The sequence below is a fragment of the Microbacterium sp. NPDC055599 genome, from assembly GCF_053618975.1.
Map to the genome: position 1 here is coordinate 54,845 of NZ_JBSHIM010000004.1, position 22,723 is coordinate 77,567.

General features: G+C 69.5%; 21 protein-coding genes. 16 read left to right on the forward strand and 5 right to left on the reverse strand.

The features are described 5' to 3' along the window. Window positions 1-66: 66 nt before the first annotated feature. The 4 genes from ACWGQ1_RS04775 to ACWGQ1_RS04790 form a co-directional block, all read right to left on the reverse strand. Window positions 67-1,782, reverse strand: a complete 1,716-nt coding sequence (locus ACWGQ1_RS04775) for an ABC transporter family substrate-binding protein (protein ID WP_136045721.1) — start codon at window positions 1,780-1,782, stop codon at window positions 67-69. A gap of 130 nt (window positions 1,783-1,912) precedes the next feature. Next, window positions 1,913-3,841 (reverse strand): ABC transporter ATP-binding protein, encoded by a 1,929-nt coding sequence (locus tag ACWGQ1_RS04780; RefSeq protein ID WP_136030533.1) that lies wholly within the window; start codon window positions 3,839-3,841, stop codon window positions 1,913-1,915. Further along, a complete protein-coding gene (locus ACWGQ1_RS04785; protein WP_136030535.1) occupies window positions 3,838-4,776 on the reverse strand; it encodes an ABC transporter permease in 939 nt (312 codons plus the stop codon). Before ACWGQ1_RS04785 ends, ACWGQ1_RS04780 begins: the two co-directional genes overlap by 4 nt. Window position 4,777: 1 nt before the next feature. Further along, window positions 4,778-5,761 (reverse strand): ABC transporter permease, encoded by a 984-nt coding sequence (locus ACWGQ1_RS04790; protein WP_136030537.1) that lies wholly within the window; start codon window positions 5,759-5,761, stop codon window positions 4,778-4,780. A 242-nt stretch (window positions 5,762-6,003) separates the two neighbouring features. Between ACWGQ1_RS04790 and lepA the strand changes: the two genes are divergently transcribed. From lepA to ACWGQ1_RS04865, 15 genes are all read left to right on the forward strand, one after another. Then, window positions 6,004-7,857, forward strand: a complete 1,854-nt coding sequence (gene lepA, locus ACWGQ1_RS04795) for a translation elongation factor 4 (protein ID WP_136030540.1) — start codon at window positions 6,004-6,006, stop codon at window positions 7,855-7,857. A 71-nt stretch (window positions 7,858-7,928) separates the two neighbouring features. Further along, entirely contained in the window at window positions 7,929-8,582 is a 654-nt protein-coding gene (locus tag ACWGQ1_RS04800; RefSeq protein ID WP_136030542.1) for a DUF1990 family protein, read from the forward strand. Then, window positions 8,582-9,799, forward strand: coding sequence for a radical SAM family heme chaperone HemW (gene hemW, locus ACWGQ1_RS04805; RefSeq protein ID WP_136045718.1), 1,218 nt, complete (start codon window positions 8,582-8,584; stop codon window positions 9,797-9,799). Before ACWGQ1_RS04800 ends, hemW begins: the two co-directional genes overlap by 1 nt. Window positions 9,800-9,903: 104 nt before the next feature. Beyond that, window positions 9,904-10,935, forward strand: a complete 1,032-nt coding sequence (hrcA, locus tag ACWGQ1_RS04810; protein ID WP_136036372.1) for a heat-inducible transcriptional repressor HrcA — start codon at window positions 9,904-9,906, stop codon at window positions 10,933-10,935. A gap of 32 nt (window positions 10,936-10,967) precedes the next feature. Beyond that, window positions 10,968-12,083 (forward strand): molecular chaperone DnaJ, encoded by a 1,116-nt coding sequence (gene dnaJ, locus ACWGQ1_RS04815; protein WP_136045717.1) that lies wholly within the window; start codon window positions 10,968-10,970, stop codon window positions 12,081-12,083. Window positions 12,084-12,085: 2 nt separating this feature from the next. Next, window positions 12,086-12,814, forward strand: a complete 729-nt coding sequence (locus tag ACWGQ1_RS04820; RefSeq protein WP_366626653.1) for a 16S rRNA (uracil(1498)-N(3))-methyltransferase — start codon at window positions 12,086-12,088, stop codon at window positions 12,812-12,814. Between the two features lie 37 nt (window positions 12,815-12,851). Further along, the gene (locus ACWGQ1_RS04825; protein ID WP_136030553.1) at window positions 12,852-13,199 is read left to right on the forward strand and encodes an HIT domain-containing protein; all 348 of its coding nucleotides are present in this window, start codon (window positions 12,852-12,854) and stop codon (window positions 13,197-13,199) included. Window positions 13,200-13,245: 46 nt separating this feature from the next. Beyond that, the gene (locus ACWGQ1_RS04830) at window positions 13,246-14,271 is read left to right on the forward strand and encodes a PhoH family protein (protein WP_240753260.1); all 1,026 of its coding nucleotides are present in this window, start codon (window positions 13,246-13,248) and stop codon (window positions 14,269-14,271) included. Further along, a complete protein-coding gene (gene ybeY, locus ACWGQ1_RS04835; protein WP_136030557.1) occupies window positions 14,268-14,729 on the forward strand; it encodes an rRNA maturation RNase YbeY in 462 nt (153 codons plus the stop codon). Before ACWGQ1_RS04830 ends, ybeY begins: the two co-directional genes overlap by 4 nt. Beyond that, on the forward strand, window positions 14,726-16,018 hold the full coding sequence (locus ACWGQ1_RS04840; RefSeq protein WP_136030559.1) for a hemolysin family protein: 1,293 nt from the start codon (window positions 14,726-14,728) through the stop codon (window positions 16,016-16,018). Before ybeY ends, ACWGQ1_RS04840 begins: the two co-directional genes overlap by 4 nt. Further along, the gene (gene era, locus ACWGQ1_RS04845) at window positions 16,011-16,907 is read left to right on the forward strand and encodes a GTPase Era (protein ID WP_452312461.1); all 897 of its coding nucleotides are present in this window, start codon (window positions 16,011-16,013) and stop codon (window positions 16,905-16,907) included. The genes ACWGQ1_RS04840 and era overlap by 8 nt, the downstream gene beginning before the upstream one ends. A 54-nt stretch (window positions 16,908-16,961) precedes the next feature. Further along, window positions 16,962-17,489, forward strand: a complete 528-nt coding sequence (locus ACWGQ1_RS04850; protein ID WP_136045883.1) for an RNA polymerase sigma factor — start codon at window positions 16,962-16,964, stop codon at window positions 17,487-17,489. Beyond that, complete coding sequence (locus ACWGQ1_RS04855) at window positions 17,482-18,462, forward strand: hypothetical protein (RefSeq protein ID WP_452312462.1); 981 nt, start codon at window positions 17,482-17,484, stop codon at window positions 18,460-18,462. Before ACWGQ1_RS04850 ends, ACWGQ1_RS04855 begins: the two co-directional genes overlap by 8 nt. After that, window positions 18,459-18,938 carry a hypothetical protein gene (locus ACWGQ1_RS04860; RefSeq protein ID WP_366626655.1) on the forward strand — a complete coding sequence of 160 codons (480 nt, stop codon included), beginning with the start codon at window positions 18,459-18,461 and terminating at the stop codon, window positions 18,936-18,938. Before ACWGQ1_RS04855 ends, ACWGQ1_RS04860 begins: the two co-directional genes overlap by 4 nt. Window positions 18,939-19,086: 148 nt before the next feature. After that, a complete protein-coding gene (locus ACWGQ1_RS04865) occupies window positions 19,087-20,028 on the forward strand; it encodes a zinc-binding dehydrogenase (RefSeq protein ID WP_452312463.1) in 942 nt (313 codons plus the stop codon). Here ACWGQ1_RS04865 and ACWGQ1_RS04870 read toward each other — a convergent pair. Then, entirely contained in the window at window positions 20,025-20,672 is a 648-nt protein-coding gene (locus ACWGQ1_RS04870; RefSeq protein ID WP_452312464.1) for a hypothetical protein, read from the reverse strand. The genes ACWGQ1_RS04865 and ACWGQ1_RS04870 overlap by 4 nt on opposite strands. A 192-nt stretch (window positions 20,673-20,864) precedes the next feature. Between ACWGQ1_RS04870 and leuA the strand changes: the two genes are divergently transcribed. Beyond that, the gene (leuA, locus tag ACWGQ1_RS04875; RefSeq protein WP_136036915.1) at window positions 20,865-22,619 is read left to right on the forward strand and encodes a 2-isopropylmalate synthase; all 1,755 of its coding nucleotides are present in this window, start codon (window positions 20,865-20,867) and stop codon (window positions 22,617-22,619) included. Window positions 22,620-22,723: the final 104 nt, after the last annotated feature.

Here is a 22,723-nt window from a genome sequence, read left to right on the forward strand (position 1 = left end):
GCATAAAGAAGCGGGGCCGGTGGCGAACCACCGACCCCGCGTCGACACGAGACGTGTCAGAGGGTGTTACTTCTCCCAGCCGACGTTCTCGACCGGCGTGACGCCGAACAGGTCGAGGCCCACGTAGGGCTCCGGCGTGAGGTTCGCCAGGCCGTTCTTGACCACGTAGATCGACGGGCCGTTGTAGAGCGGGATGACGCCCCACGTCTGCTCGATGATCTTCGGCTCGAGCTCCATGGAGGCGGCGGTCCAGGACTCCGCGTCCTTCTGCGACTCGACCTCGTCGGCGATCTGCTTGTCGATCTCGGCCGTGCCGGTGCCCGACAGGTTCAGCTGGCTGTCCGAGCAGTAGAGCTGGCAGAACCAGGCCGGACCGAACGGGTCGGAGTCGGTGAAGCGGAGCGACACCGCGTCCCAGTTCTTCGACGTCAGGTCGTTCGAGAAGTCGGCCGAGGGGCGGACGTCGATCTGCACGTCGATGCCGATCTCCTTCTGCTGCGCCTGGAGCGACTTCGCGAGGGCCTCAAGCGTGGGGTCCTCACCGAACACCGGGTAGGTGATGGACAGCTTCTCGCCGTCCTTCTCGCGGATGCCGTCGTCGCCCTCGGTCCAGCCGGCGTCGTCGAGCAGCTTCTTGGCGGCGTCGACATCGTTCTTCAGACCGGCGGTCGCGAACGAGTCGGAGTAGCCGTCCTGGAACGCATACATGTTCAGCGAACCGGCGGCCGGCTCCTCGTAACCGAGGCCGTTCCACGCGATCTGCTTCTGCTGGTCGATGTTGATGCCCATGAAGAAGGCCTTGCGCACGTCGATGTCCTCGAACTGCGGCTTGTCGGCGTCGACCATGATGATCGTCTTCGCGGTCTGCTGCGCGCGACGCACCGTGGTGTCGTCGACGTCCTGCAGCTGCTTCAGACGGTCGTTGGTGTTGGCGCCCACCATGTCGATCTCGCCGTTCTTGAAGGCGTTGATCGCGGCGTCCGGCTCCATCGCCGTGAAGGTCACCGAGTCGAGCAGCGGTGCGTTGCCCCACCACTCGGGGTTCGGCTTGAACGAGACGAAGCCGCCGTTCGGGTCGAACGTGTCGACCGTGTACGGTCCGGCGCCCCACTCGGGGTGCATGTTGCCGATGAAGCCCTCGTTGAAGACGGTCGGGTCGGCGACGGCCGGGTGCAGCACGCCACCGGTCAGGAACGCCATGGACGGCCAGGCGTAGATGCCGTCGAAGGTGACGACCGCGGTCTTGGCGGAGTCGCCCTGCTCGACGCTCTTGATCTGCTTGTAGCCGTCGGTCGCGTTGGGGGTGAAGCCCTCGTCGTAGGAGCGGTTGGCCTTCCACGTCGCGTCGATGGCCGTCCAGTCCATGTCCGTGCCGTCGTTGAAGTGGGCCTCGTCCGTGAACGTGAACGTGATGGTGGTGTTGCCGTCCTTCTCGCCGATGTCGTAGGCGTCGAGGTACGCGTCGTTCTTCGTGACCTCGCCCTCCGGCGAGACGAGCAGGATCTGCGGCATGTACCACGACCACAGACGCACGGTGTCCGCGCTGCCGTCACCGTTGAAGGCGTTCAGCTGCTCGGGGATCTCGTTGATCGGGAAGTTGACCTCGCCACCCTCCTGCAGGTTGCTGCGGTCCTGGGGGTTGTAGTCGGCGGACTTGGTCTCGACCTTGTCGCCGCCGTTGTCCCCGCCACCGGTGTTTCCGGACCCGCTCGCGCAACCCGCGAGGGCGAGTGCCAGGGCGCCGCTGATCGCGATCGCCCCCAGCAACTTCTTGTTCTTCATGGTGCTCCTTTCGCCTTTCGGCGTTTCATAAAGGGAAGAATAGTTCGCGGTCGCGACCGGCATACCGCCCCGGAGTGAATCGCGCCTAACCGTTATCGGACGGTGACCAGCAACCCCGCGACCGCGGCGATCAGACCGTCGCCGGCTTGGTCGACATGGTCGCCGCGTCGAACACGACGCGCTGGCGGGTGCGCTCCACATCCGGGTCGGGGACGGGGATGGCCGACAGCAGCGCCTGCGTGTACGGGTGCTGCGGGTTGTCGAACACGTCGTCCACGTCGCCGTGCTCCACGAACTCGCCGAGGTACATCACGGCCACGCGGTCGGCGATGTGGCGCACCACGGACAGGTCGTGCGCGACGAACAGGTACGACAGGCCCAGCTTCACCTTCAGCTCGTCGAGCAGGTTGATCACACCGGCCTGGATCGACACGTCGAGCGCCGAGACCGGCTCATCGAGCACCACGATCTTCGGGTTCGTCGACAGGGCGCGGGCGATGCCGATGCGCTGCCGCTGACCGCCGGAGAACGCCTGGGGGAAGCGGTCGCTGTGCGCCGGGTTCAGGCCGACGAGGTCCATCAGCTCGTCCACGCGACGGTGCGCCTCCTCCTTGGGCGTGCCGATCGCGAACAGCGGCTCGGAGATGATGTCGGCGACCGTCATGCGCGGGTCGAGGGCGCCCATCGGGTCCTGGAACACGATCTGGATGTCGCGGCGCAGCGCCCGCTCCACCTTGCGGCTGTGGATGTCGTTGACGCTGGTGCCGGCGATCACGATGTCGCCCTCGCTCTGCTTGACCATGTCCATGATCTGCAGCAGGGTCGTGGTCTTGCCGGAGCCGGACTCGCCGACGATGGCCATCGTCTCGCCCTCACGGACGTCGAAGCTGATGCCCTTGATCGCCTGCACCTCGCCGACCTTGCGCTTGAGGAACGCGCCCTTGAGCAGCGGGAAGGTCTTCGTGAGGTTCTTGACCTCGAGCGTGACCGGGCGCTCCTCGCGCGGGAGTCGCGTGAGGTCGCTCTCCGGCACCGCGCGCACGGGGTAGACCGGGAGGCCGCCCAGCAGGCCGCCGTCCTCGATCTCGTGCGAGCGGATGCAGGCGGCGCGGTGCAGGTCGCCCGAGCCGGTGGCCACGGGGAGCAGCTCCGGCTCCTTCGCGCGGCACGCGTCCATCACGATGGGGCAGCGGTCGGCGAAGGGGCACGCGTCGGGCAGGTCGATCAGCAGCGGCGGGTTGCCCTTGATCGGGGTGAGCGGCTGCTTGTCGCCCTTGTCCACGCGCGGGATCGCGCCCAGCAGGCCGATCGAGTACGGCATGCGCGTCTTGTGGAACAGCTCGTGCACGGGCGCCTGCTCCACGGGCTTGCCCGCGTACATCACCAGCACGTCGTCGGCCGTGCGGGCCACCACGCCCATGTCGTGCGTGATCATGATCACCGCGGCGCCGGTCTCGTCCTGCGCCTTCTCGATCAGATCGAGGATCTGCGCCTGGATCGTGACGTCGAGGGCCGTGGTCGGCTCGTCGCAGATGATGAGCTTGGGGTTGTTCGCCATCGCGATGGCGATCACCACGCGCTGGCGCATGCCGCCGGAGAACTCGTGCGGGAACGACTTCATGCGCCGCTCCGGCTCGGTGATGCCGACGAGCTTCAACAGCTCGACCGAGCGGTCCCACGCATCCTTCTTCGACAGGCTGCGGTGCACCGTGAGGGCCTCGATGAGCTGGTCGCCCACGGTGTAGACGGGGGTGAGCGAGGTCAGCGGGTCCTGGAAGACCATCGACATGCCGTTGCCGCGGATCACCGACAGCTGCTTGTCGCTCATGCCGATCAGCTCTTTGCCGTCGTACATGATCGAGCCGGTGACCTTGGCGTTCTCGTCGAGGAGCCCCATGATCGCGAGCGAGGTGACGGACTTGCCGGAGCCGGACTCGCCGACGATGCCGAGGGTCTTGCCGGCTTCGAGGTCGAACGAGACGCCGCGCACGGCGTCGACGCGGCCGGCCTCGGAGGCGAAGCTGACCTTGAGGTCGCGGACGGAGAGGACGTTGGTCATGCGCGGCCTCCTGCAGCCGAGGTCGGGTCGAGGGCGTCGCGCAGGCCGTCGGCGATCAACGCCATCGACACCGTGAGCAGGGTCAGCGCCGCCGCCGGGAAGTAGAACAGCCACGGGGCCGTGGTGAGCGAGCTCGAGCCGGCACCGATCAGCGCGCCGAGCGACACGTCGGGGATCTTGACGCCGAAGCCCAGGAACGACAGACCGGTCTCGGTCACGACGGCCGAGACGACGCCGAGGGTGAAGTTGATCACGAGGAGCGAGCCGATGTTCGGCAGCAGGTGGCGCAGCACGATCTTCATGCCGCCCACGCCCATGTAGCGGGCCGCGCTGACGTACTCGCGCTCGCGCAGCGACAGGGCCATGGTCCAGATGACGCGGGCGGGGAAGTACCACCCGATCACGAAGATCATGATGAGTGCGATCACGCGCCAGTCTCCGCCGGCCTTGTTCGAGATCATCGCGAGGATCAGGAAGCTCGGGATCACCATCATGAAGTGGATGATCAGGAGCGAGATGCGCTCGGTCCAGCCGCCGAAGTAGGCCGCGGCCGTGCCGACCAGGGCCGACACGATCGTGACGCCGATCGAGACCGTGAGCGCGATCATGAGAGAGCGCTGCAGGCCGACCGCGACCTGCGCGAACAGGTCGTTCCCGGCGTTGTTGGTGCCGAACCAGTGCTCCGTGGACGGCGGGGTGCTCAGGTTGAGGAAGTCGAGCTCCACGTGGTCGTAGCGCGCGATCAGCGGGCCGAAGATCGCGAACAGCACGAGCAGCGCGAAGATCACCAGGCCGATGAGCGCACCGCGGTTGCGGGAGAAGCGCCGCCAGTACAGGCTCCACTTCGACAGGCGCTTCGTCGCGACGCGGGTGGTCTCGGGGCCGGCGGCCGCGGGGTCCGGGTGGATGGTCGGGTCGAGCATGTCGGTGCTCATGTCAGCTCACTCTCACACGCGGGTCGAGGACCACGACGGCGATGTCGGCGAGGATCGCGCCGATCGCCGTGAGGACCGCGCCGAAGGCCGCGATCGCGACGGTTCCGTGGATGTCGTTCTTCGAGATGGTCTCGATGAAGTACTTGCCCATGCCGTTCCACGCGAAGATCGTCTCGGTCAGGACCGCACCGGTGAAGATGGCGGGGATCGTGAAGGCGACCTGCGTGGCGACGGGGATCAGCGAGGTGCGCAGCGCGTGCTTGCGGATGGCCTGCTGCTTGGTGAGGCCCTTGGCGCGAGCGGTGCGCACGTAGTCGGCGTTGATGTTGTCCAGCAGCAGCGAGCGCTGCAGGAAGTGGATGCTCGCGTAGCCCGTGAGCACCAGGGCTATGGTCGGCAGCGTCAGATGCTGCAGCACGTCTATCAGGGTGGGGAAGAAGCCCTCGACCCCCTGACTGGCGTTCCCTGTCACATAGAAGATGCGCGTGCCGGTGGCGTTGTTGAGGCCGATCGCGAGCAGCACGATCGCGAAGGCCGCGACCACGATCGGGATGTTCAGCGTGATGATGCTGGTGGCCTGGCCGATGCGGTCGGCGAGCTTGTACTGGCGGGACGCCGTGTACACGCCGAGCGCGATGCCGAGGATCGTGGTGATGATCGTCGCGCCGAGCACGAGCTCCGCGCTGACCCACATGCGGTACGCGACCTGCTCGTTGACGGAGCCGCCGGTCGGGCTCACCCCCCAGTCCCAGCGGAGGAGGATGCTCGTGAACCAGTTCCACCAGCGCTCGATGAGCGGCACGGTGTCGCTGAGGTTGCGGGGCACGAGGAGGTTGTTGATCTGCTCTTCACTGAGCGGAGGACGACGGCCCACGTAGTTGCTGCGCGGATCGAGGAACCCCCACGCGAGGAAGTAGGTGAGGTTCGTCGCGACCACGATCATGAGCAGCCAGCCGAGGGCGCGGCGTGCGAGGTACTTGATCAAGGGGGATTGTCTTTCTCTTCTCCAGACGCGCTCGGGATCCGCCGACGCAACGCTGAGCCGGGCGGATGAATCGGGCGCCATCCGCCGTTCTGCGCGACGCGACAGCCCTCACGGAGTCTGTGACGGAGTCGTATCGCTTACGGGATCCGGTGTCACGGATTGATCCCGGGCAACTTCGGGAGACTATCACCGATGTCCCCGAATGGGGATTCCCCCGCCCCTCACCGTAGAATCGACGGGACATGTCCCCACGCGCTCTCACCCCGCTTCAGCCTGCCGCGACGCCGGCTGCGCAGATCCGCAATTTCTGCATCATCGCCCACATCGATCACGGCAAGTCGACGCTCGCCGACCGCATGCTCCAGATCACCGGAGTGGTGTCGGACCGGGACATGCGGGCGCAGTACCTCGACCGCATGGACATCGAGCGCGAGCGCGGCATCACCATCAAGAGCCAGGCCGTGCGCATGCCCTGGGAGATCGACGGCGAGACGTTCGCGCTGAACATGATCGACACCCCCGGCCACGTGGACTTCACCTACGAGGTGTCGCGCTCCCTCGCCGCGTGCGAGGGGGCGATCCTCCTGGTCGACGCCGCACAGGGGATCGAGGCGCAGACGCTCGCCAACCTCTACCTGGCGCTCGAGAACGACCTGCACATCATCCCGGTCCTCAACAAGATCGACCTCCCGGCGGCCGACCCGGAGAAGTACGCGAAGGAGCTCGCCTCCCTCATCGGGGGCAAGCCGGAAGACGTGCTGCGCGTCTCGGGCAAGACCGGCGTCGGCGTCGAGGATCTGCTCGACCGCCTCGTGCGGGAGATCCCCGCGCCGGTCGGAGACGCCGAGGCTCCCGCCCGCGCCATGATCTTCGACTCCGTGTACGACGCGTACCGCGGCGTCGTCACCTACGTGCGCATGGTCGACGGCAGCCTCTCCCCGCGCGAGCGCATCCAGATGATGTCGACCGGCGCCAACCACGAGGCTCTCGAGGTCGGGGTGTCCAGCCCCGAGCCGACGCCCACGAAGGGCCTCGGTGTCGGCGAGGTGGGCTACCTCATCACCGGCGTGAAGGACGTGCGCCAGTCGAAGGTCGGCGACACCATCACGAACGCGCGCAAGCCCGCCGCTGAGGCGCTCCCCGGTTACACCGACCCGAAGCCGATGGTGTTCTCGGGCATCTACCCGATCGACGGCAGCGACTACGCGGAACTGCGCGAGGCCCTCGACAAGCTCAAGCTCTCCGACGCGTCGCTGCAGTACGAGCCGGAGACCTCGGTCGCGCTCGGCTTCGGCTTCCGCTGCGGCTTCCTCGGCCTGCTGCACCTGGAGATCGTGACGGAGCGGCTCGCGCGCGAGTTCGGCCTCGACCTCATCACCACGGCGCCGAGCGTGATCTACGAGGTCGTCACCAGCGACACCGGCGAGACGGTCACGGTCACGAACCCGAGCGAGTACCCCGATGGGCGCATCGGCTCGGTGTCGGAGCCGATGGTCAAGGCGGCGATCCTGCTGCCCAAGGACTACGTCGGCACCGTGATGGAGCTGTGCCAGTCGCGGCGCGGCACGCTGCTGGGCATGGAGTACTTCTCGGAGGAGCGCGTCGAGCTGCGCTACAACATGCCGCTCGGCGAGATCGTGTTCGACTTCTTCGACCAGCTCAAGTCCAAGACGCAGGGGTACGCCTCGCTCGACTACGAGCCCTCCGGTCAGCAGGAGGCCGACCTGGTGAAGGTCGACATCCTCCTCCAGGGCGAGAAGGTCGACGCCTTCAGCTCGATCGTGCACCGCGACAAGGCCTACGCGTACGGCACGATGATGGCCGAGCGCCTGCGCAAGCTCATCCCTCGTCAGCAGTTCGAGGTGCCGATCCAGGCGGCGATCGGTGCGCGCATCATCGCCCGCGAGACCATCCGCGCGATCCGCAAGGACGTGCTCGCCAAGTGCTACGGCGGTGACATCACGCGCAAGCGCAAGCTCCTCGAGAAGCAGAAGGAGGGCAAGAAGCGCATGAAGATGGTCGGCCGCGTCGAGGTCCCCCAGGAGGCGTTCATCGCGGCGCTCTCCGGCGACGTCGAGGGCAAGGACAAGAAGTAACCCGGGCGATCCTGGGCGCTCCCGTGGTGCGGGGGGTGTTCGCCCAGGGAACCCGAAGTAGGCTGGATCTCATGCGGCGCGGGACTTTCCGAGACGACACGGTGGACTATGCGGCCGTGGGTGCGACCCACGCCCCCGACCTGATGCAGTACCCGCCGGAGCGCAGCATCCCGGCGGAGGAGTCCTGGCGGATCGGCAGCGGCGAGGAGCGGTTCCAGACGGCGGGCGAGGCCCTGCTGTCGTGGACGGCGCAGCGCGCAGCGGGACTCTCGGTGGAAGACGTGCGTCCCGCCCCGGGCCCCGCGTACGCCGGGGTCAGCTTCGACGCCGAGGGCAACCCGATCGCGCCGAGCAAGCGCGATGTCGAGCCGCGCTACGACGCGGAGGGCATGCCGTTCGTCGGCGCCGGGATGACGCTGCACCTGCGCGGTCGGGTGGGCGGCATGCGCGCCGACTCCGAGCTGCGCGTGATCTCGGTCACCGAGGAGACACGGCGCATCGGCTTCGTGCTCGGGACGATCGGGGGCTCGGTCGTCAGCGGCGAGGAGTCGTTCGACGTCGACTGGCGCGAGGACAACGACGAGGTGTGGTTCACGGTGCGCGCGTTCGACGCGCCCAACGCGCTCGTCTACCGCCTGATCCCGGCCCTCATGAAGCGGCGCCGCCGCGAGCTGTTCGCGCGGTACCTGCGCGCGATCTCCCCGCTGTACGCGACCCCCGTCTGATGGCGGGACCGCTTCCCCTCGGCGATCCGGCTCCCGCCGACGGTCGCCTGCCCGACGACCTGCCGATCTCTGCCGACACCCCGTTCTCGGCGTACCTGCACGTGCCGTTCTGCCGCGTGCGCTGCGGCTACTGCGACTTCAACACCTACACGTCGAGCGAGCTGCGCGGCGCGAAGCAGGAGGACTATGCGTCGACCCTGATCGCCGAGATCGCCCTCGCTCGCGGCGTGCTGGAGGCCGCGGGGGCGCTGCGACCGATGGACACGGTGTTCTTCGGGGGCGGCACGCCGACGCTGCTGCCCCCGGGCGACCTCGCGCGGATGCTCGGCGCGGCGACCGCGGCGTTCGGGCTGGCGCCGGGTGCCGAGGTGACGGTGGAGGCGAACCCCGACACGGTGACGCCCGAGGTGGCGCGCACCCTCGCGGAGGCCGGCGTCACGCGGTTGTCGATCGGCATGCAGTCGGCGGTGCCGCACGTGCTCGCCGCTCTCGATCGCACGCATCAGCCGGAGAACGTGCGGACGGCGGTGGCCGCGGCCAAGGGTGCGGGACTGGACGTCAGCGTCGATCTCATCTACGGCGCGCCGGGGGAGTCACTCGCCGACTGGGAGGCGTCGCTCGATGCGGCCCTCCAGCTCGAGTCGGACCACATCTCCGCGTACGCGTTGATCATCGAGGACGGCACGAAGCTCGCGCGGCAGATCCGTCGCGGCGAGGTGCCTACCCCCGACGACGACCTGCAGGCGGACATGTACGAGCTGGCCGACGAGCGGCTGGCCGCGGCGGGCTTCGAGTGGTACGAGGTCAGCAACTGGGCGCGCACGCCGGAGCAGCGGTCGCGGCACAACCTGGCGTACTGGCGGGGGAGCGACTGGTGGGGCTTCGGTCCCGGCGCGCACAGCCACGTGGCGGGACTGCGCTGGTGGAACGTGAAGCATCCGGCCGCCTACGCGCAGCGGCTCGCGGCGTCCGCGTCTCCGGCGGCGGGACGGGAGCGCCCCGACGTGGAGGCCCAGACGCTCGAGCGCATCCTGCTGCTCAGCCGCATCCGCGAGGGCATCGCGGTGGAGGACCTGCCCGCGGCGAACCGCCCCCGCGTGGCCGGACTCATCGCGGACGGCCTGATCGACGCGGCGGCGGCGATCCGCGGGCGCGTGCAGCTCACCCTGCGCGGACGCCTCCTCGCCGACGCGGTGGTGCGCGAGCTCACCGACTGAGTGATCGGCGCGCGGGTTCGGAGAACTCCCGGTCGTACGCGGTAGGATTGGCACTCAGGGTGTCAGAGTGCCAGCGTCCGGTCGTCAGCGGGAAGGGGTGGGCCATGGTCACAGAGCGAGGACTCCAGGTTCTCCGCGCGATCGTGCAGGACTACGTCGAGACGCACGAGCCGGTGGGCAGCCGATCGATCGTCGACCGTCACTCGTTCGGGGTGTCCGCGGCGACGATCCGCAACGACATGGCGCAGCTCGAAGACGAGGAGCTCATCACCGCCCCCCACACGTCGTCCGGTCGCGTGCCCACCGACAAGGGCTACCGCGTCTTCGTCAACCACCTCGCCCAGCTCCGTCCCCTCTCCTCGGCGCAGCGCTCGGCGATCGAGTCGTTCCTCGCCGACCCCGCCGACCTCGACGACCTCATGGCGCGCACGGTGCGGGTACTGACGCAGCTCACGGGTCAGGTCGCGCTGGCGCAGTATCCGTCGTTCGCCCGCGCGCGGGTCACGCACGTGGAGCTCGTCGCGCTGGCCCCCAACCGTCTCCTGACCGTGCTGGTGACCGATGCCGGCGGCGTCTCGCAGCGGATGACCGTGCTGCCGGATGCGATCGACGAGGCCGATCTCGGTGTGCTCCGCGCCCGGCTCTCCGCGCTCATCACGGGACAGGCGATTGCGGAGGCGTCCGAGCGGCTGCAGACCCTGCTGGCCGCGGAGGAGACGCCGCGCGACCGCGTGCTGCGCACTCTCGCCGGCGTCCTCGTCGACGAGCTGGGCGGGTTCCGTCAGGAGCGACTGGTGATGGCGGGCGCGGCGACCCTCGCCCGCCGCGAGCACGACTTCCGCGGCAGCATCCACCCCCTCCTCGAGGCGATCGAGGAGCAGGTGACGCTGCTGCGGCTGATGAGCGAGATGGTGGCCGACGAGCACGGCCTGGCGGCCAGCATCGGCACCGAGAACGCGCCGTTCGGTCTCGGCGAGGCGTCGATCGTCGCGAGCGACTACGCGGCACCGACCGGAACGGCGCGCGTCGGCGTGATGGGGCCGACGCGCATGGACTATCCGAGCAACCTGGCGGCGGCGCGGGCGGTGGCCCGCTACCTGTCGCGGATGCTCGACGACGACGAGGCCGGCCGCTGACGCGGCCCCACGGAACACGCAGAAGGGCGATTGTGGCGGACCACTATGAGGTTCTCGGGGTGTCCCGGGACGCTTCCACGGATGAGATCAAGAAGGCGTACCGCCGACTGGCGCGGCAGCTCCACCCGGACGTGAATCCGGGCGAGGACGCGGCAGAGCGGTTCAAGCTCGTCACCCACGCCTACGACGTGCTCAGCGACGAGGAGTCGCGACGCCGTTACGACATGGGCGGCGGGGACGGCGCCGCGGGCAACTTCGGCGGCTTCGGCGGGTTCGGCGACATCTTCGAGACGTTCTTCGGCGCCGCGCAGGGCGGTGGCCGCGGAGCCCGGCCCCGGTCGCGGCGCGAGCGCGGTCAAGACGCCCTGGTGCGCGTGACGCTCGAGCTGGGCGACGTCGTGTTCGGCGCGCACCGCGACATCGAGGTCGACACCGCGGTGCTGTGCGAGACGTGTCAGGGCTCGTGCTGCCAGGAGGGCACCTCGCCCGTCACGTGCGACATCTGCGGCGGCACCGGCCACGTGCAGCGTCAGGTGCGCAGCCTGCTCGGCAACGTCGTCACCTCGCAGCCGTGCGGCACGTGCGAGGGCTACGGCACCACCATCCCGTATCCGTGCGGCACGTGCGGCGGACAGGGGCGCGTGCGCTCGCGGCGCACCGTGTCGCTCGACATCCCCGCCGGCGTGGAGACCGGACTGCGCCTGCAGCTGCCCGGCTCCGGTGAGGTCGGTCGCGCCGGTGGCCCCCACGGCGACCTGTACGTGGAGGTCACGGTCACCCCGCACCCCGCGTTCAGCCGGGAGGGCGACGACCTCCTCGCGACGCTCGAGGTGTCGATGACCGATGCGATCCTCGGCACCGACACGTCGATCGAGGGCCTGGACGGCGAGGTCGACCTGGAGATCCGCCCCGGTGTGCAGTCCGGCGACGTGCTGACGATCAAGGGCCGCGGCATCACGCCGCTGCGCGGCACCCAGCGCGGCGACCTGCGCGTGGGCGTGCAGGTCGTGACACCCACGAAGCTCGACGCGTCGCAGCGCAAGCTCATCGAGGACTTCGCGAAGAAGGCGAAGGCTCCGGCCCCGCAGCTCGCCCAGTTCCAGCAGGGGCTGTTCTCGAAGCTGCGCGACCGGTTCCGCGGACACTGATCGTGGCGCTCCACTTCCTTGTCGAGACGGCGGGAGGCGCGGCCGTCGGCGACGTGGTCACGCTGACCGGCGCCGAGGCGAAGCACGCGGCCGTGGTGCGTCGGCTGCGCGTCGGCGAGGCCGTGACGGTGGGGGACGGCCGCGGCGTGTGGCTGACCGGCGTCGCGGAGGAGGTCTCGCCGTCGCGCGTCGAGGTGCGCGTGCAGGAGCGCGCGGTGTCGCCGTCGCCGTCGCCGAGGGTCGTGCTGGTGCAGGCGCTCGCGAAGGGCGACCGTGACGAGCTCGCGGTGCAGGCGGCGTGCGAGCTCGGCGTGGACGAGATCGTGCCGTGGCAGGCGGGTCGCAGCATCTCGCGCTGGGAGGGGCCCAAGGCGGCGAAGGGTCGCGAGCGCTGGGCGACGATCGTGCGCGAGGCGGCCAAGCAGGCCCATCGCGCATGGGTGCCGGAGGTCGCGCCGGTCGCGTCGACCGCGCAGCTGGCGGCGCGCGCGGCGCTGCAGCGGGTGCTGCTGCTCGACCCGACGGCGCCAGGGCGGCTGTCCGACCTGGAGCCCGACGGCCGCGACCTCGTGCTGGTGGTGGGGCCCGAGGGCGGCATCTCCGCCGAGGAGCTGGAGCGGCTCACGGCGGCGGGCGCGGAGCGCGTGCTCCTCGGCGACACGGTGCTGCGCACGTCCACGGCCGGACCGGCGGCGATCGCGGTGCTGTCGGTCGCTCTCGGCCGCTGGTGACCGCCGCCGCGTGCAGGGGCCCCGGTAAGCTGAACGCATGAGCGAACCCTCGATCTTCACGCGCATCCTGAACGGGGACATCCCCGGCGAGATCCTGCTCGATGCGGGTCGGGTGTTCGTGATCCGCGACATCAACCCGCAGGCTCCGCTGCACGCGCTCGTGATCCCGAAGACCGAGGAGTACCGCGACGTGACGGAGCTCGCGGCGGGTGACCCGGGTCTGCTGGCCGAGATGGTCGCGGCAGCGAAGCGCATCGCCGACGAGCACGCCAACGGCGAGTACCGCCTCATCTTCAACAACGGCGCGAGCGCCGCCCAGTCCGTCTTCCACGTGCACGCCCATGTGCTCGGCAATCTCGAGGAGAACAAGCTCGTTGGCTTCTGACGATCAGGAAACCGTCACCGAACGCATCTACGCGGACGGTGTCGCGATGGTGCAGCTGCTCGGTCCGCAGGACCGCCTGCTGCGGATGCTGGAACGCGAGCACCGCGATGTGCAGGTGCTCGTCCGCGGCAACGAGATTACCCTGACGGGCGAGCGCGACGCCGTCGCGAAGGCGAAGAACCTCGTCGACGAGCTGCTGGCGATGACGAAGGCCGGGCACGACCTGGCGCCCAGCGACGTGTCCAGCTCGGCGCGCATGCTCCGCACCGAGGGCGGTCCGCGCCCGAGCGAGGTGCTCGGCGAGGCGATCCTGTCGACCCGTGGCAAGGTGATCCGCCCGAAGACGCTCGGACAGAAGGAGTACGTCGACGCGATCGAGGAGAACACGATCGTGTTCGGCATCGGCCCGGCCGGTACCGGAAAGACCTACCTGGCGATGGCGAAGGCCGTGCAGGCGCTGCAGCGCAAGGAGGTCACGCGCATCATCCTCACCCGTCCGGCGGTGGAGGCGGGGGAGCGGCTGGGGTTCCTGCCCGGCACGCTCACCGACAAGATCGACCCGTACCTGCGCCCGCTGTACGACGCGCTGAACGAGATGATGGACCCGGAGATCGTGCCGCGCCTGATGGCCACGGGGACGATCGAGGTGGCGCCGCTCGCGTACATGCGCGGTCGCACGCTCAACGACTCGTTCGTGGTGCTCGACGAAGCGCAGAACACCACGCCGGAGCAGATGAAGATGTTCCTGACGCGGCTGGGCTTCGGCACCAAGATGGTCGTCACGGGCGACATCACCCAGGTCGACCTGCCGCAGGGGTCTTCGGGACTGCGGCTCGTGACGCGGGTGCTCGACGGGATCGACGACATCCACTTCAGCCGGCTGACCAGCGACGACGTGGTGCGGCACTCGCTCGTGGGGCGCATCGTCGACGCGTACAGCGAGTACGACGAGAAGCGCACGGCGCAGCGGTTCGAGCGCGAGCAGGCCGCGGAGTTCGCCAACAGGGCCGAGCGCCGCGGGGCGCAGCGACCAGGACCACGCGACCGGATGCCGAAACGGGGGCTCTCATGATCGAGATCAACAACGAGTCGGCGATCGACGTCGACGAGACGGTGCTGCAGCGGCTCACCGACTTCAACCTGGAGCAGCTGCACGTCAGCCCGGACGCCGAGGTGGCGATCGTGCTGGTCGACGAGGGCGCCATGGAGGCGCTGCACGTGCAGTGGATGGACGAGCCGGGCCCGACCGACGTGCTCAGCTTCCCGATGGACGAGCTGCGCCCCGGCACCGAGGACCGCCCGACGCCTCCCGGCCTGCTGGGCGACATCGTGCTGTGCCCGCAGGTGGCGGAGACCCAGGCGCAGGCGGCCGGCCACACGCTGATGGACGAGCTGATCCTGCTCACCACGCACGGTCTGCTGCACCTGCTCGGCTTCGATCACGCGGAGCCGGAGGAGGAGCGGGAGATGTTCGGACTCCAGAAGCAGCTGATCCAGGGCTTCGCCGTGTCCGAGCGCCGCCGCCGATGACGGAGATCCTGCTGCTGATCGCCGCCGTGCTGCTGGTGGCCTTCGGCGGCCTCATGGCTGCGATCGACGCGGCCTACGGCGTCACGTCTCGGGCCGGCCTCGCGGATCTGGCGACCGAGGGGCGACGGGCGAAGGCGCTCGAGCGCATCGCCGCCGACCTCGACGCGCACGTCAACGCGGTCGCGTTCATCCGGGTGCTCGCGGAGGTCACCGCGGCCGTGCTCGTCACGGTGGCGTTCACGATCATGTTCGAGAGCATCTGGTGGGCGATGCTCGCCGCGGCCATCCTGATGACGGGCATCACGTTCGTGCTCGTCGGCGCCAGTCCGCGCACGTTCGGCCACCAGCACGCCGAGGCCATGATCCGCGGGAGCGCGGGCATCGTGCGCGGTCTGCGCATCATCCTCGGCCCGCTCGCCCAGGGGCTGGTCGTGCTCGGCAACCGGGTCACGCCCGGCACGGGTCGCAGCTCGTTCTCGAGCGAGGACCAGCTGCTGAGCATGGTCGACGAGGCCGCGTCGAACGACCTCATCGAGGAGGACGACCGCGATCTCATCCACTCGGTGTTCGACTTCACCGACCAGTTCGTGCGGGCGGTGATGGTGCCGCGCACCGAGATGGTCACCGTGGACGCGGAGGCCACCACCGACGAGGCCATGTCGCTGTTCCTGCAGCGCGGGGTGTCGCGCATGCCGGTCGTGGACGACGAGGCCGACGACGTGGTCGGGGTGCTGTATCTGAAGGATCTGGTGCAGTTCGCCTACCGCGACGACCTGGCCTGGCGCGCGGCGTCGATCCGCCCGATCGCCCGCCCCGCGACGTTCGTGCCGGAGTCGATGCGCGCCGAGACGCTGCTGCAGCAGATGAAGCGCGACGCGGTGCACGTGTGCCTGGTGATCGACGAGCACGGCGGGATCTCCGGCCTCGTGACGCTGGAGGACCTGATCGAGGAGCTCGTCGGCGAGATCTCCGACGAGTACGATCAGGTATCCGCGGAGTTCGTGGATCTCGGTGCCGGACGCTACCGCGTCAGCTCCCGGCTGTCGCTGGAAGACGTCGGCGACCTGTTCGGCCTCGAGCTCGAGGATGAGGACGTCGACTCGATCGGCGGTCTGCTCGGCAAGGCGCTCGGACAGGTGCCGCAGCCCGGGGCGACGGCGGTCGTGGACGGTCTGGTCCTCACCGGCGGGGCCTCTCGGGGGCGCGGCCGCGGGATCGCGACGGTGTTCGTCGAGAGGGCCGCGGTGGCGGACGAGGTGCAGGAAGAAGGAGAGCGACGCGATGACTGAGGACACCCGGAGCGGATTCGTGACCTTCGTCGGTCGGCCGAACGTCGGCAAGTCCACCCTGACGAACGCGCTGGTGGGCGACAAGATCGCGATCACGAGCGAGAAGCCGCAGACGACGCGGCGCGCGATCCGCGGCATCCTGAACCGCCCGGACGGGCAGTTGGTGATCGTGGACACTCCGGGCATCCACAAGCCGCGCACCCTCCTGGGCGAGCGTTTGAACGACCTGGTGGAGCAGGTGCTGGGCGACGTCGACGTCATCGGGTTCTGCGTGCCGGCGACCGAGAAGGTCGGACCGGGCGATCGTCGCATCGCCGCCTCGCTCGACGGCTACCCGCGTGCGCAGAAGATCGCGATCGTCACGAAGACGGATGCGGCGGGGCGCGACGAGATCACGGAGCGCCTCATGGAGGTCGACTCGCTGCGCGAGGACTGGGCGGCCGTCATCCCGCTCTCGGCGCTGACGCGCGATCAGCTCGACGTGCTCGCCGACGAGATCCTGCAGCTCATGCCGGAGGGACCCGCGCTGTATCCGGCCGGGATCACGACGGACGAGTCGAACGAGGACCGCATCGCCGAGATCATCCGCGAGGCGGCGCTCGACGGCGTGCGCGATGAGCTCCCGCACTCGATCGCCGTGGTCGTGGACGACATCGCCCCCCGCGAGGACAGCGACCTGACGGACGTGCACGCGTCGATCGTGGTGGAGCGCGACAGCCAGAAGGCGATCATCATCGGCCACAAGGGCTCGCGGTTGCGCGACGTGGGCGCGCGCGCGAGGGCGGGCATCGAGGACCTGCTGGGCACGCGGGTGTTCCTCGGACTGCACGTCAAGGTCGCGAAGGAGTGGCAGCGCGACCCCAAGCAGCTCGGCCGACTCGGGTTCTGAGATGAGACGGGGCACGACGTCGAAGGCGGCGGGCAGACCGCCGACCCCGCGGTCATGAGCGGCCGCAGCGAGGACCCGAACACGCTGCGGCACGAGGTCTTCACACGAGTGTTCGATGAGCACTGGGCGGCGGTGCGCCACCACATCGAGGGCGTGGTCGGTGACGACGACGAGGTCACCGAGATCGTGTCGGAGGTGTTCCTGGCCGCGTGGTCGCGTCTGCGACCGAGTCGTCCGCCCGGTCGGGTGTGGCTGCTGCGCGAGGCCGACCGTCGTCTGCGCACCCGTGGTCGACGGGGGGCGACCCGGCTCAGGGCACTCGATGCGCTGCACAACGGGCTGTCCGGCGACCCGGCGCCGCTGGGGCTCGTCGGCCGCAGTGAGGTGCTGCACGCGGTGGGTACCCTCAGCCCGGCCCAACGGCGTATCATCATGCTCACGTATTGGGATGGACTCACGGTGGGGGAGATCGCGGAGCTGGTGCGCGCATCGGAGTCACGGGTACGGAAGACGTTGCGTCTGGCGGAGGATCGGCTTCGCGCGGCGCTGGGCCTGGAGGGGACGGATACGCGTGATGCCTGACAACGCCGTGCTCGAGCGAGCGCTCACCGCTGCGGATCCCGCGCGGACTCCGCGTGACGCGGAACCGGACGCGCGGGCGATCGCGACGCGCGACCGCATCCTGCGCAGCTCCCGGGAGCCGCAGCGTCGACGGGCGCGCCGGGTCGGGTGGGCGGCGGGACTCACCGCCGTCGCGGCGTCGGCTGCTCTCGCGTTCGGGGTGCTGCTGCCGCAGGGCGCGGCCGTTGCGGGCACACCCACCCCGCTCGCGTTCGACGGATCCGCCTCACTCGCCGAGACCGTGGCGACGGCCGACACCGACCTCGGCGTGTTCCACGAGCCGGAGACGCCTGAGCGCTCCGTGCGCGCCGCATCGTGGTCGTTCTCCGTCGACGTCGACGCCGGGCGGGCCGAGATCGTGCCGCAGCTGTCGACGTTCCAGTGGAGCGACGACCTGTCGGGAGAGGCGATCGCGATCAACGGTGTCGCCTACGACCCGGGCGACGCGGTCGCCAACCAGGAGGCCGAGGTCGTGAGCACGGGTGAGGTGGCGTCGCGCGTCACGTACGCACCCGGCGAGTTCGTGACGCCCGTCGTCGCGGTGCCGGGAGAGACGCCCGCCGACGTGCGGGCGCTGCTGGAGGCGTTCGGGCTTCCGAAGGAGCCGAGTGCGTTCGACGTGGTGACGGCGGTCACCTCCGTCTTCGGGCAGTGGACGCTGACGAACGCGCAGCACGCCGAGCTGCTCGCGCTCATCGAGGACTCGGGCGGTGCGCAGGCGCTGGGCGCGACGACGGATCGGCTCGGTCGTCCGGTCGCGGGCATCCGGGTGATCGCCGCCGACGGTGCCGTCAGCGACGACGTGCTGGTGTCGCTCGACAGCGGGCGCATCGTGGGCGTGGAGCGCACGGTGCTCGTGGACGACGGGATCGTGGCCCCTGGCTCGATCACGGACTACCGCATGTGGGATCTCGACGAGGAGATGATCGAATGAGGCGTACGCGCGCGACGATGGCAACCCTGGTGGGCCTGGTGCTGGTGCTGACCGGGGTGCCTACCGCGGCATCAGCGGCGGCGAACCCGGATGCGGTCGATCCGCAGGCGGCGCAGCTGCTCGAGGAGGTTCCGGGCGGCGAGCTGGTTGCGCCGGGTCACATCGTCTGGCCGGAACTCGACATGGAGTTCGTGGCGGCTTCCGGCTCGTCCGGGCTGAGCGCCCGGTCCGTGGGCAGCTGCTCCACAGGTCGCATCTGCGCGTACACCGCGTACAACCTCTCCGGCAGCATCCTCAGCTGGGGGAGCTGCGGCAGCATCGCGATCCCCTCGACCTTCGTGACCCGGTCGATCGCCAACGCGCGCACCTCCGGCTACGCCCAGGCCCGCAACGGCAGCACCGTGCTCGCGACGGCGTATGCGAACGGCTCCGCCAACGTCTACGGCTCGGCGAACAACATCCGCTGCTACCTCTGAGCGCGCGTGGTGAACTTCCTCGTCATCCGGAGGTTCCGCGACGTGGCGAACGGTCCACCGGACACTTCGGACGCGGCTTCACCGGCCGACTGACGCGCCGCACGGTCCCGCGCGGGAGCATGATGGAGGCATCGACGAAGGGCGGGTCATGGCGAAGCACTGGGTGGCGACGGCGGCGGGGTCTCCGCAGTCGTGGGAGTTCGAGGAGTACGACCCCGCGGCGCCGCGCGAGGGCGAGGTCACGATCCGCGTCCGCGCGGCCGGGGTGAATCCGGCCGATGCGAAGCATGTCGCGGCAGCTCGTCCGGGGGTCGAGTTCCCGGTGCCGATCGGCTACGAGGTGTCGGGCGAGCTCACGGCCATCGGCCCCGCGACCCGTATCGGTTCCGGTGAGGCCGCGGTCGGCGACGAGGTCGTGGCCTTCCGCGTGCAGGGCGGTTATGCGACCGAGGTGACCGTGCCCGCCGCGAAGGTCTTCGCGAAGCCGACGACGCTCACGCACCCCGAGGCCGCGAACCTCCTGCTGGTCGGCACGACCGCGGCCGAGATGCTCGCGGTCACCGGGGCGGCACCGGGCGAGACGGTCCTGCTGCACGGGGCGTCGGGAGCGGTGGGGGTCAGCGTGCTGCAGCAGGCCGCGCTGCGCGAGGTGCGAGTGATCGGCACCGCCGCGCCGGACCGCTTCGATGAGGTACGACGCTTCGGGGGGATCCCGGTCGCGTACGGCCCGGGTCTCGCCGACCGGGTGACCGAGCTGGCGGACGGACCGATCGCTGCGGCGCTCGACGCCGTGGGCACCGACGAGGCGATCGACGTGTCCCTCGCCCTGGTGGCCGATCACCGCCGCATCGTCACGATCGCGAACTTCGCGCGGGCCTCCGCCGACGGGCTTCTGGCGATCGCAGGGTCGATGCCCGATAGCGCCCGCTTCCGCGATGAGGTGCGCAGCGAACTCCTCGCGCTCGCGCAGAACCGCGACCTCGTGGTCCCGGTCGCCCGCACGTTCCCGCTCGCCGAGGCACCGGCCGCGCACCGGCTGCTCTCCACCGGTCACCCCGGCGGCAAGCTCGCGCTGATCCCCGAGGACTAATCGGCCTCGCGCAGCAGCGACTCGACGATCACCACGCCGTCTCCGTACTCGTCGTCCGCCGCGCGCTGCAGCGTCCCGTCGTCCCACGAAACCTGCAGCCACACGTACCCACGGTCGGTGCCGACGAAGACCGCCCCGGGTCCGAGCCGCGCCGCGATGTCCTCCTGCACCCGGGTCAGCTCGCCCTCCGGGGTGATGCCCGTCTTCCCGCCTGTCGGGTCCTCCGGCGCCACCGGGTCGAACAGGGCGAGGAGGATCGGCGGATCCGAGACGGTCAGACGCTCGCCGTCGAAGGTGCCGTACACCGCGTACGACCCCCACCGCGTGTCACGCGCACTCACACTGCCGTCGACGCCGTCCCACGTCCAGTCGTCGAGCGGCACGCCGGCGCACTGCGGAGGGGACGAATCCATGACCGCGCCGAGGCAGAGCGTGGGGCCGTCCGTTCCGTCGATCACGGTGCCCGTTCCGAGCACGCGGCCCTCCGGAGGCGTGGGGTGCGCGTCTTCCAGCCGCTGGTCGGAGGGCACGGTGGTGCTGGTCGGCGGGAGGGTCGCACGGGGCCCGACCGCGCACCCGCTCAGGGTGACCGCTGCGGTCACGGTGGCGGCGACGAGGAGCAGGCGACGCAAGGAAGGGCTCATGTCCATCAGTGTCCCGCGTCGGCTCATCGTCTCAGCGCGGTCGAAACGGCCGCACCGACCCTGCTAGCATGGCGCCATGCCTTTCGGCGGTCTGCTTCTTCTTAGCTGCCGCGACGAGTCCTGACACTAGGGCCTTCCTCGTCGCGGCGCTTGTGTTGGCCCGTCCATTCCGACGAAGAGAAGTAGCCCATCATGCAGAACACTCAGCGCCCGTCCGCGATGCCGATCCACAAGTACCGGCCCTTCCACGAGCAGATCACCGTCCACCTGCCCGACCGCACGTGGCCCGACGCCCGCATCACCGAAGCCCCGCGCTGGTGCGCGGTCGACCTCCGCGACGGCAACCAGGCCCTCATCGATCCGATGTCCCCCGAGCGCAAGCGCGTCATGTTCGAGCTGCTCGTGAGCATGGGGTACAAGGAGATCGAGGTCGGCTTCCCCTCGGCCAGCCAGACCGACTTCGACTTCGTGCGCCAGCTCATCGAAGAGAACCTGATCCCCGACGACGTCACGATCCAGGTGCTGACTCAGGCGCGCGAGCACCTGATCGCCCGCACCTACGAGGCCATCGCCGGCGCGAAGCAGGCCATCGTCCACCTCTACAACTCCACGAGCGTTCTGCAGCGCGAGGTGGTCTTCCGCACCGACAAGCAGGGCATCATCGACATCGCCCTCGAGGGCGCCCGCCTGTGCCGGAAGTTCGAGAAGACGATCCCCGACACGCAGGTCTACTACGAGTACTCGCCGGAGAGCTACACGGGCACCGAGCTCGAGTTCGCGGTCGACGTGTGCAACCAGGTCATCGAGATCTTCGAGCCGACGCCCGACCGCAAGGTGATCATCAACCTGCCTGCCACGGTCGAGATGGCCACGCCGAACATCTACGCCGACTCGATCGAGTGGATGAGCCGCCACCTGGCCCACCGCGAGAACGTGATCCTGTCGCTGCACCCGCACAACGACCGGGGCACCGCGATCGCCGCCGCCGAGCTGGGCTACATGGCCGGCGCCGACCGCATCGAGGGCTGCCTGTTCGGCAACGGCGAGCGCACGGGCAATGTCGACCTGGTGGCGCTGGGCATCAACATGTTCACGCAGGGCATCGACCCGCAGATCGACTTCAGCGACATCGACCAGGTCAAGCGCACGGTCGAGTACTGCAACCAGCTGCCCGTGCCGGAGCGCAGCCCGTGGGCCGGCGACCTCGTGTTCACGGCGTTCAGCGGCTCGCACCAGGACGCGATCAAGAAGGGCTTCGAGGCGATGGCGGCGAAGGCCGAGGCGCAGGGCGTCACGGTCGACGAGATCGAGTGGGCCGTGCCCTACCTGCCGGTCGACCCGAAGGACCTGGGCCGCTCGTACGAGGCCGTCATCCGCGTGAACTCCCAGTCGGGCAAGGGCGGCGTCGCCTACCTGCTGAAATCCGACCACGCGATCGATCTGCCCCGCAAGCTCCAGATCGAGTTCTCCGGCGTCGTGCAGGCCAAGACCGATGCCGAGGGCGGCGAGGTGACGAGCGAGCAGATCTGGTCGATCTTCACCGACGAGTACCTGCCGGCGACCGACACCGAGGCGAAGTGGGGCCGCTTCGAGCTGCTGGCCACGCAGACCCGCAGCGACATGTCGGGTGACGTGGTGCTCGACGTGGTGCTGCGCGACGACGACCAGGAGGTCGCGGTCTCCGGCAACGGCAACGGTCCGGTGGCCGCCTTCGTCGAGGTGCTGCGCGGACAGGGCTTCGACATCACGGTGTACGACTACGTCGAGCATGCTCTCAGTGCGGGCGGTGACGCGCAGGCTGCGGCCTACGTCGAGCTGCAGGTGGGGGACCAGCGTCTGTGGGGTGTCGGCATCGACGGCGACATCTCGACCGCGTCGCTCAAGGCGATCGTGTCGGGTGTGAACCGGTCGATCCGCACGCGCCAGCAGGAGCTCGCGGCGGTCTGAGGTCGCACCACGGAAGCGGGGGGGTTCCCAGGGCGCAGGCGCGTCCTCATGTTCCCGAGGGTGGGCCGGCCCCCCGTCCCCGCTGCCCTAGTGGGGCGCTGGGG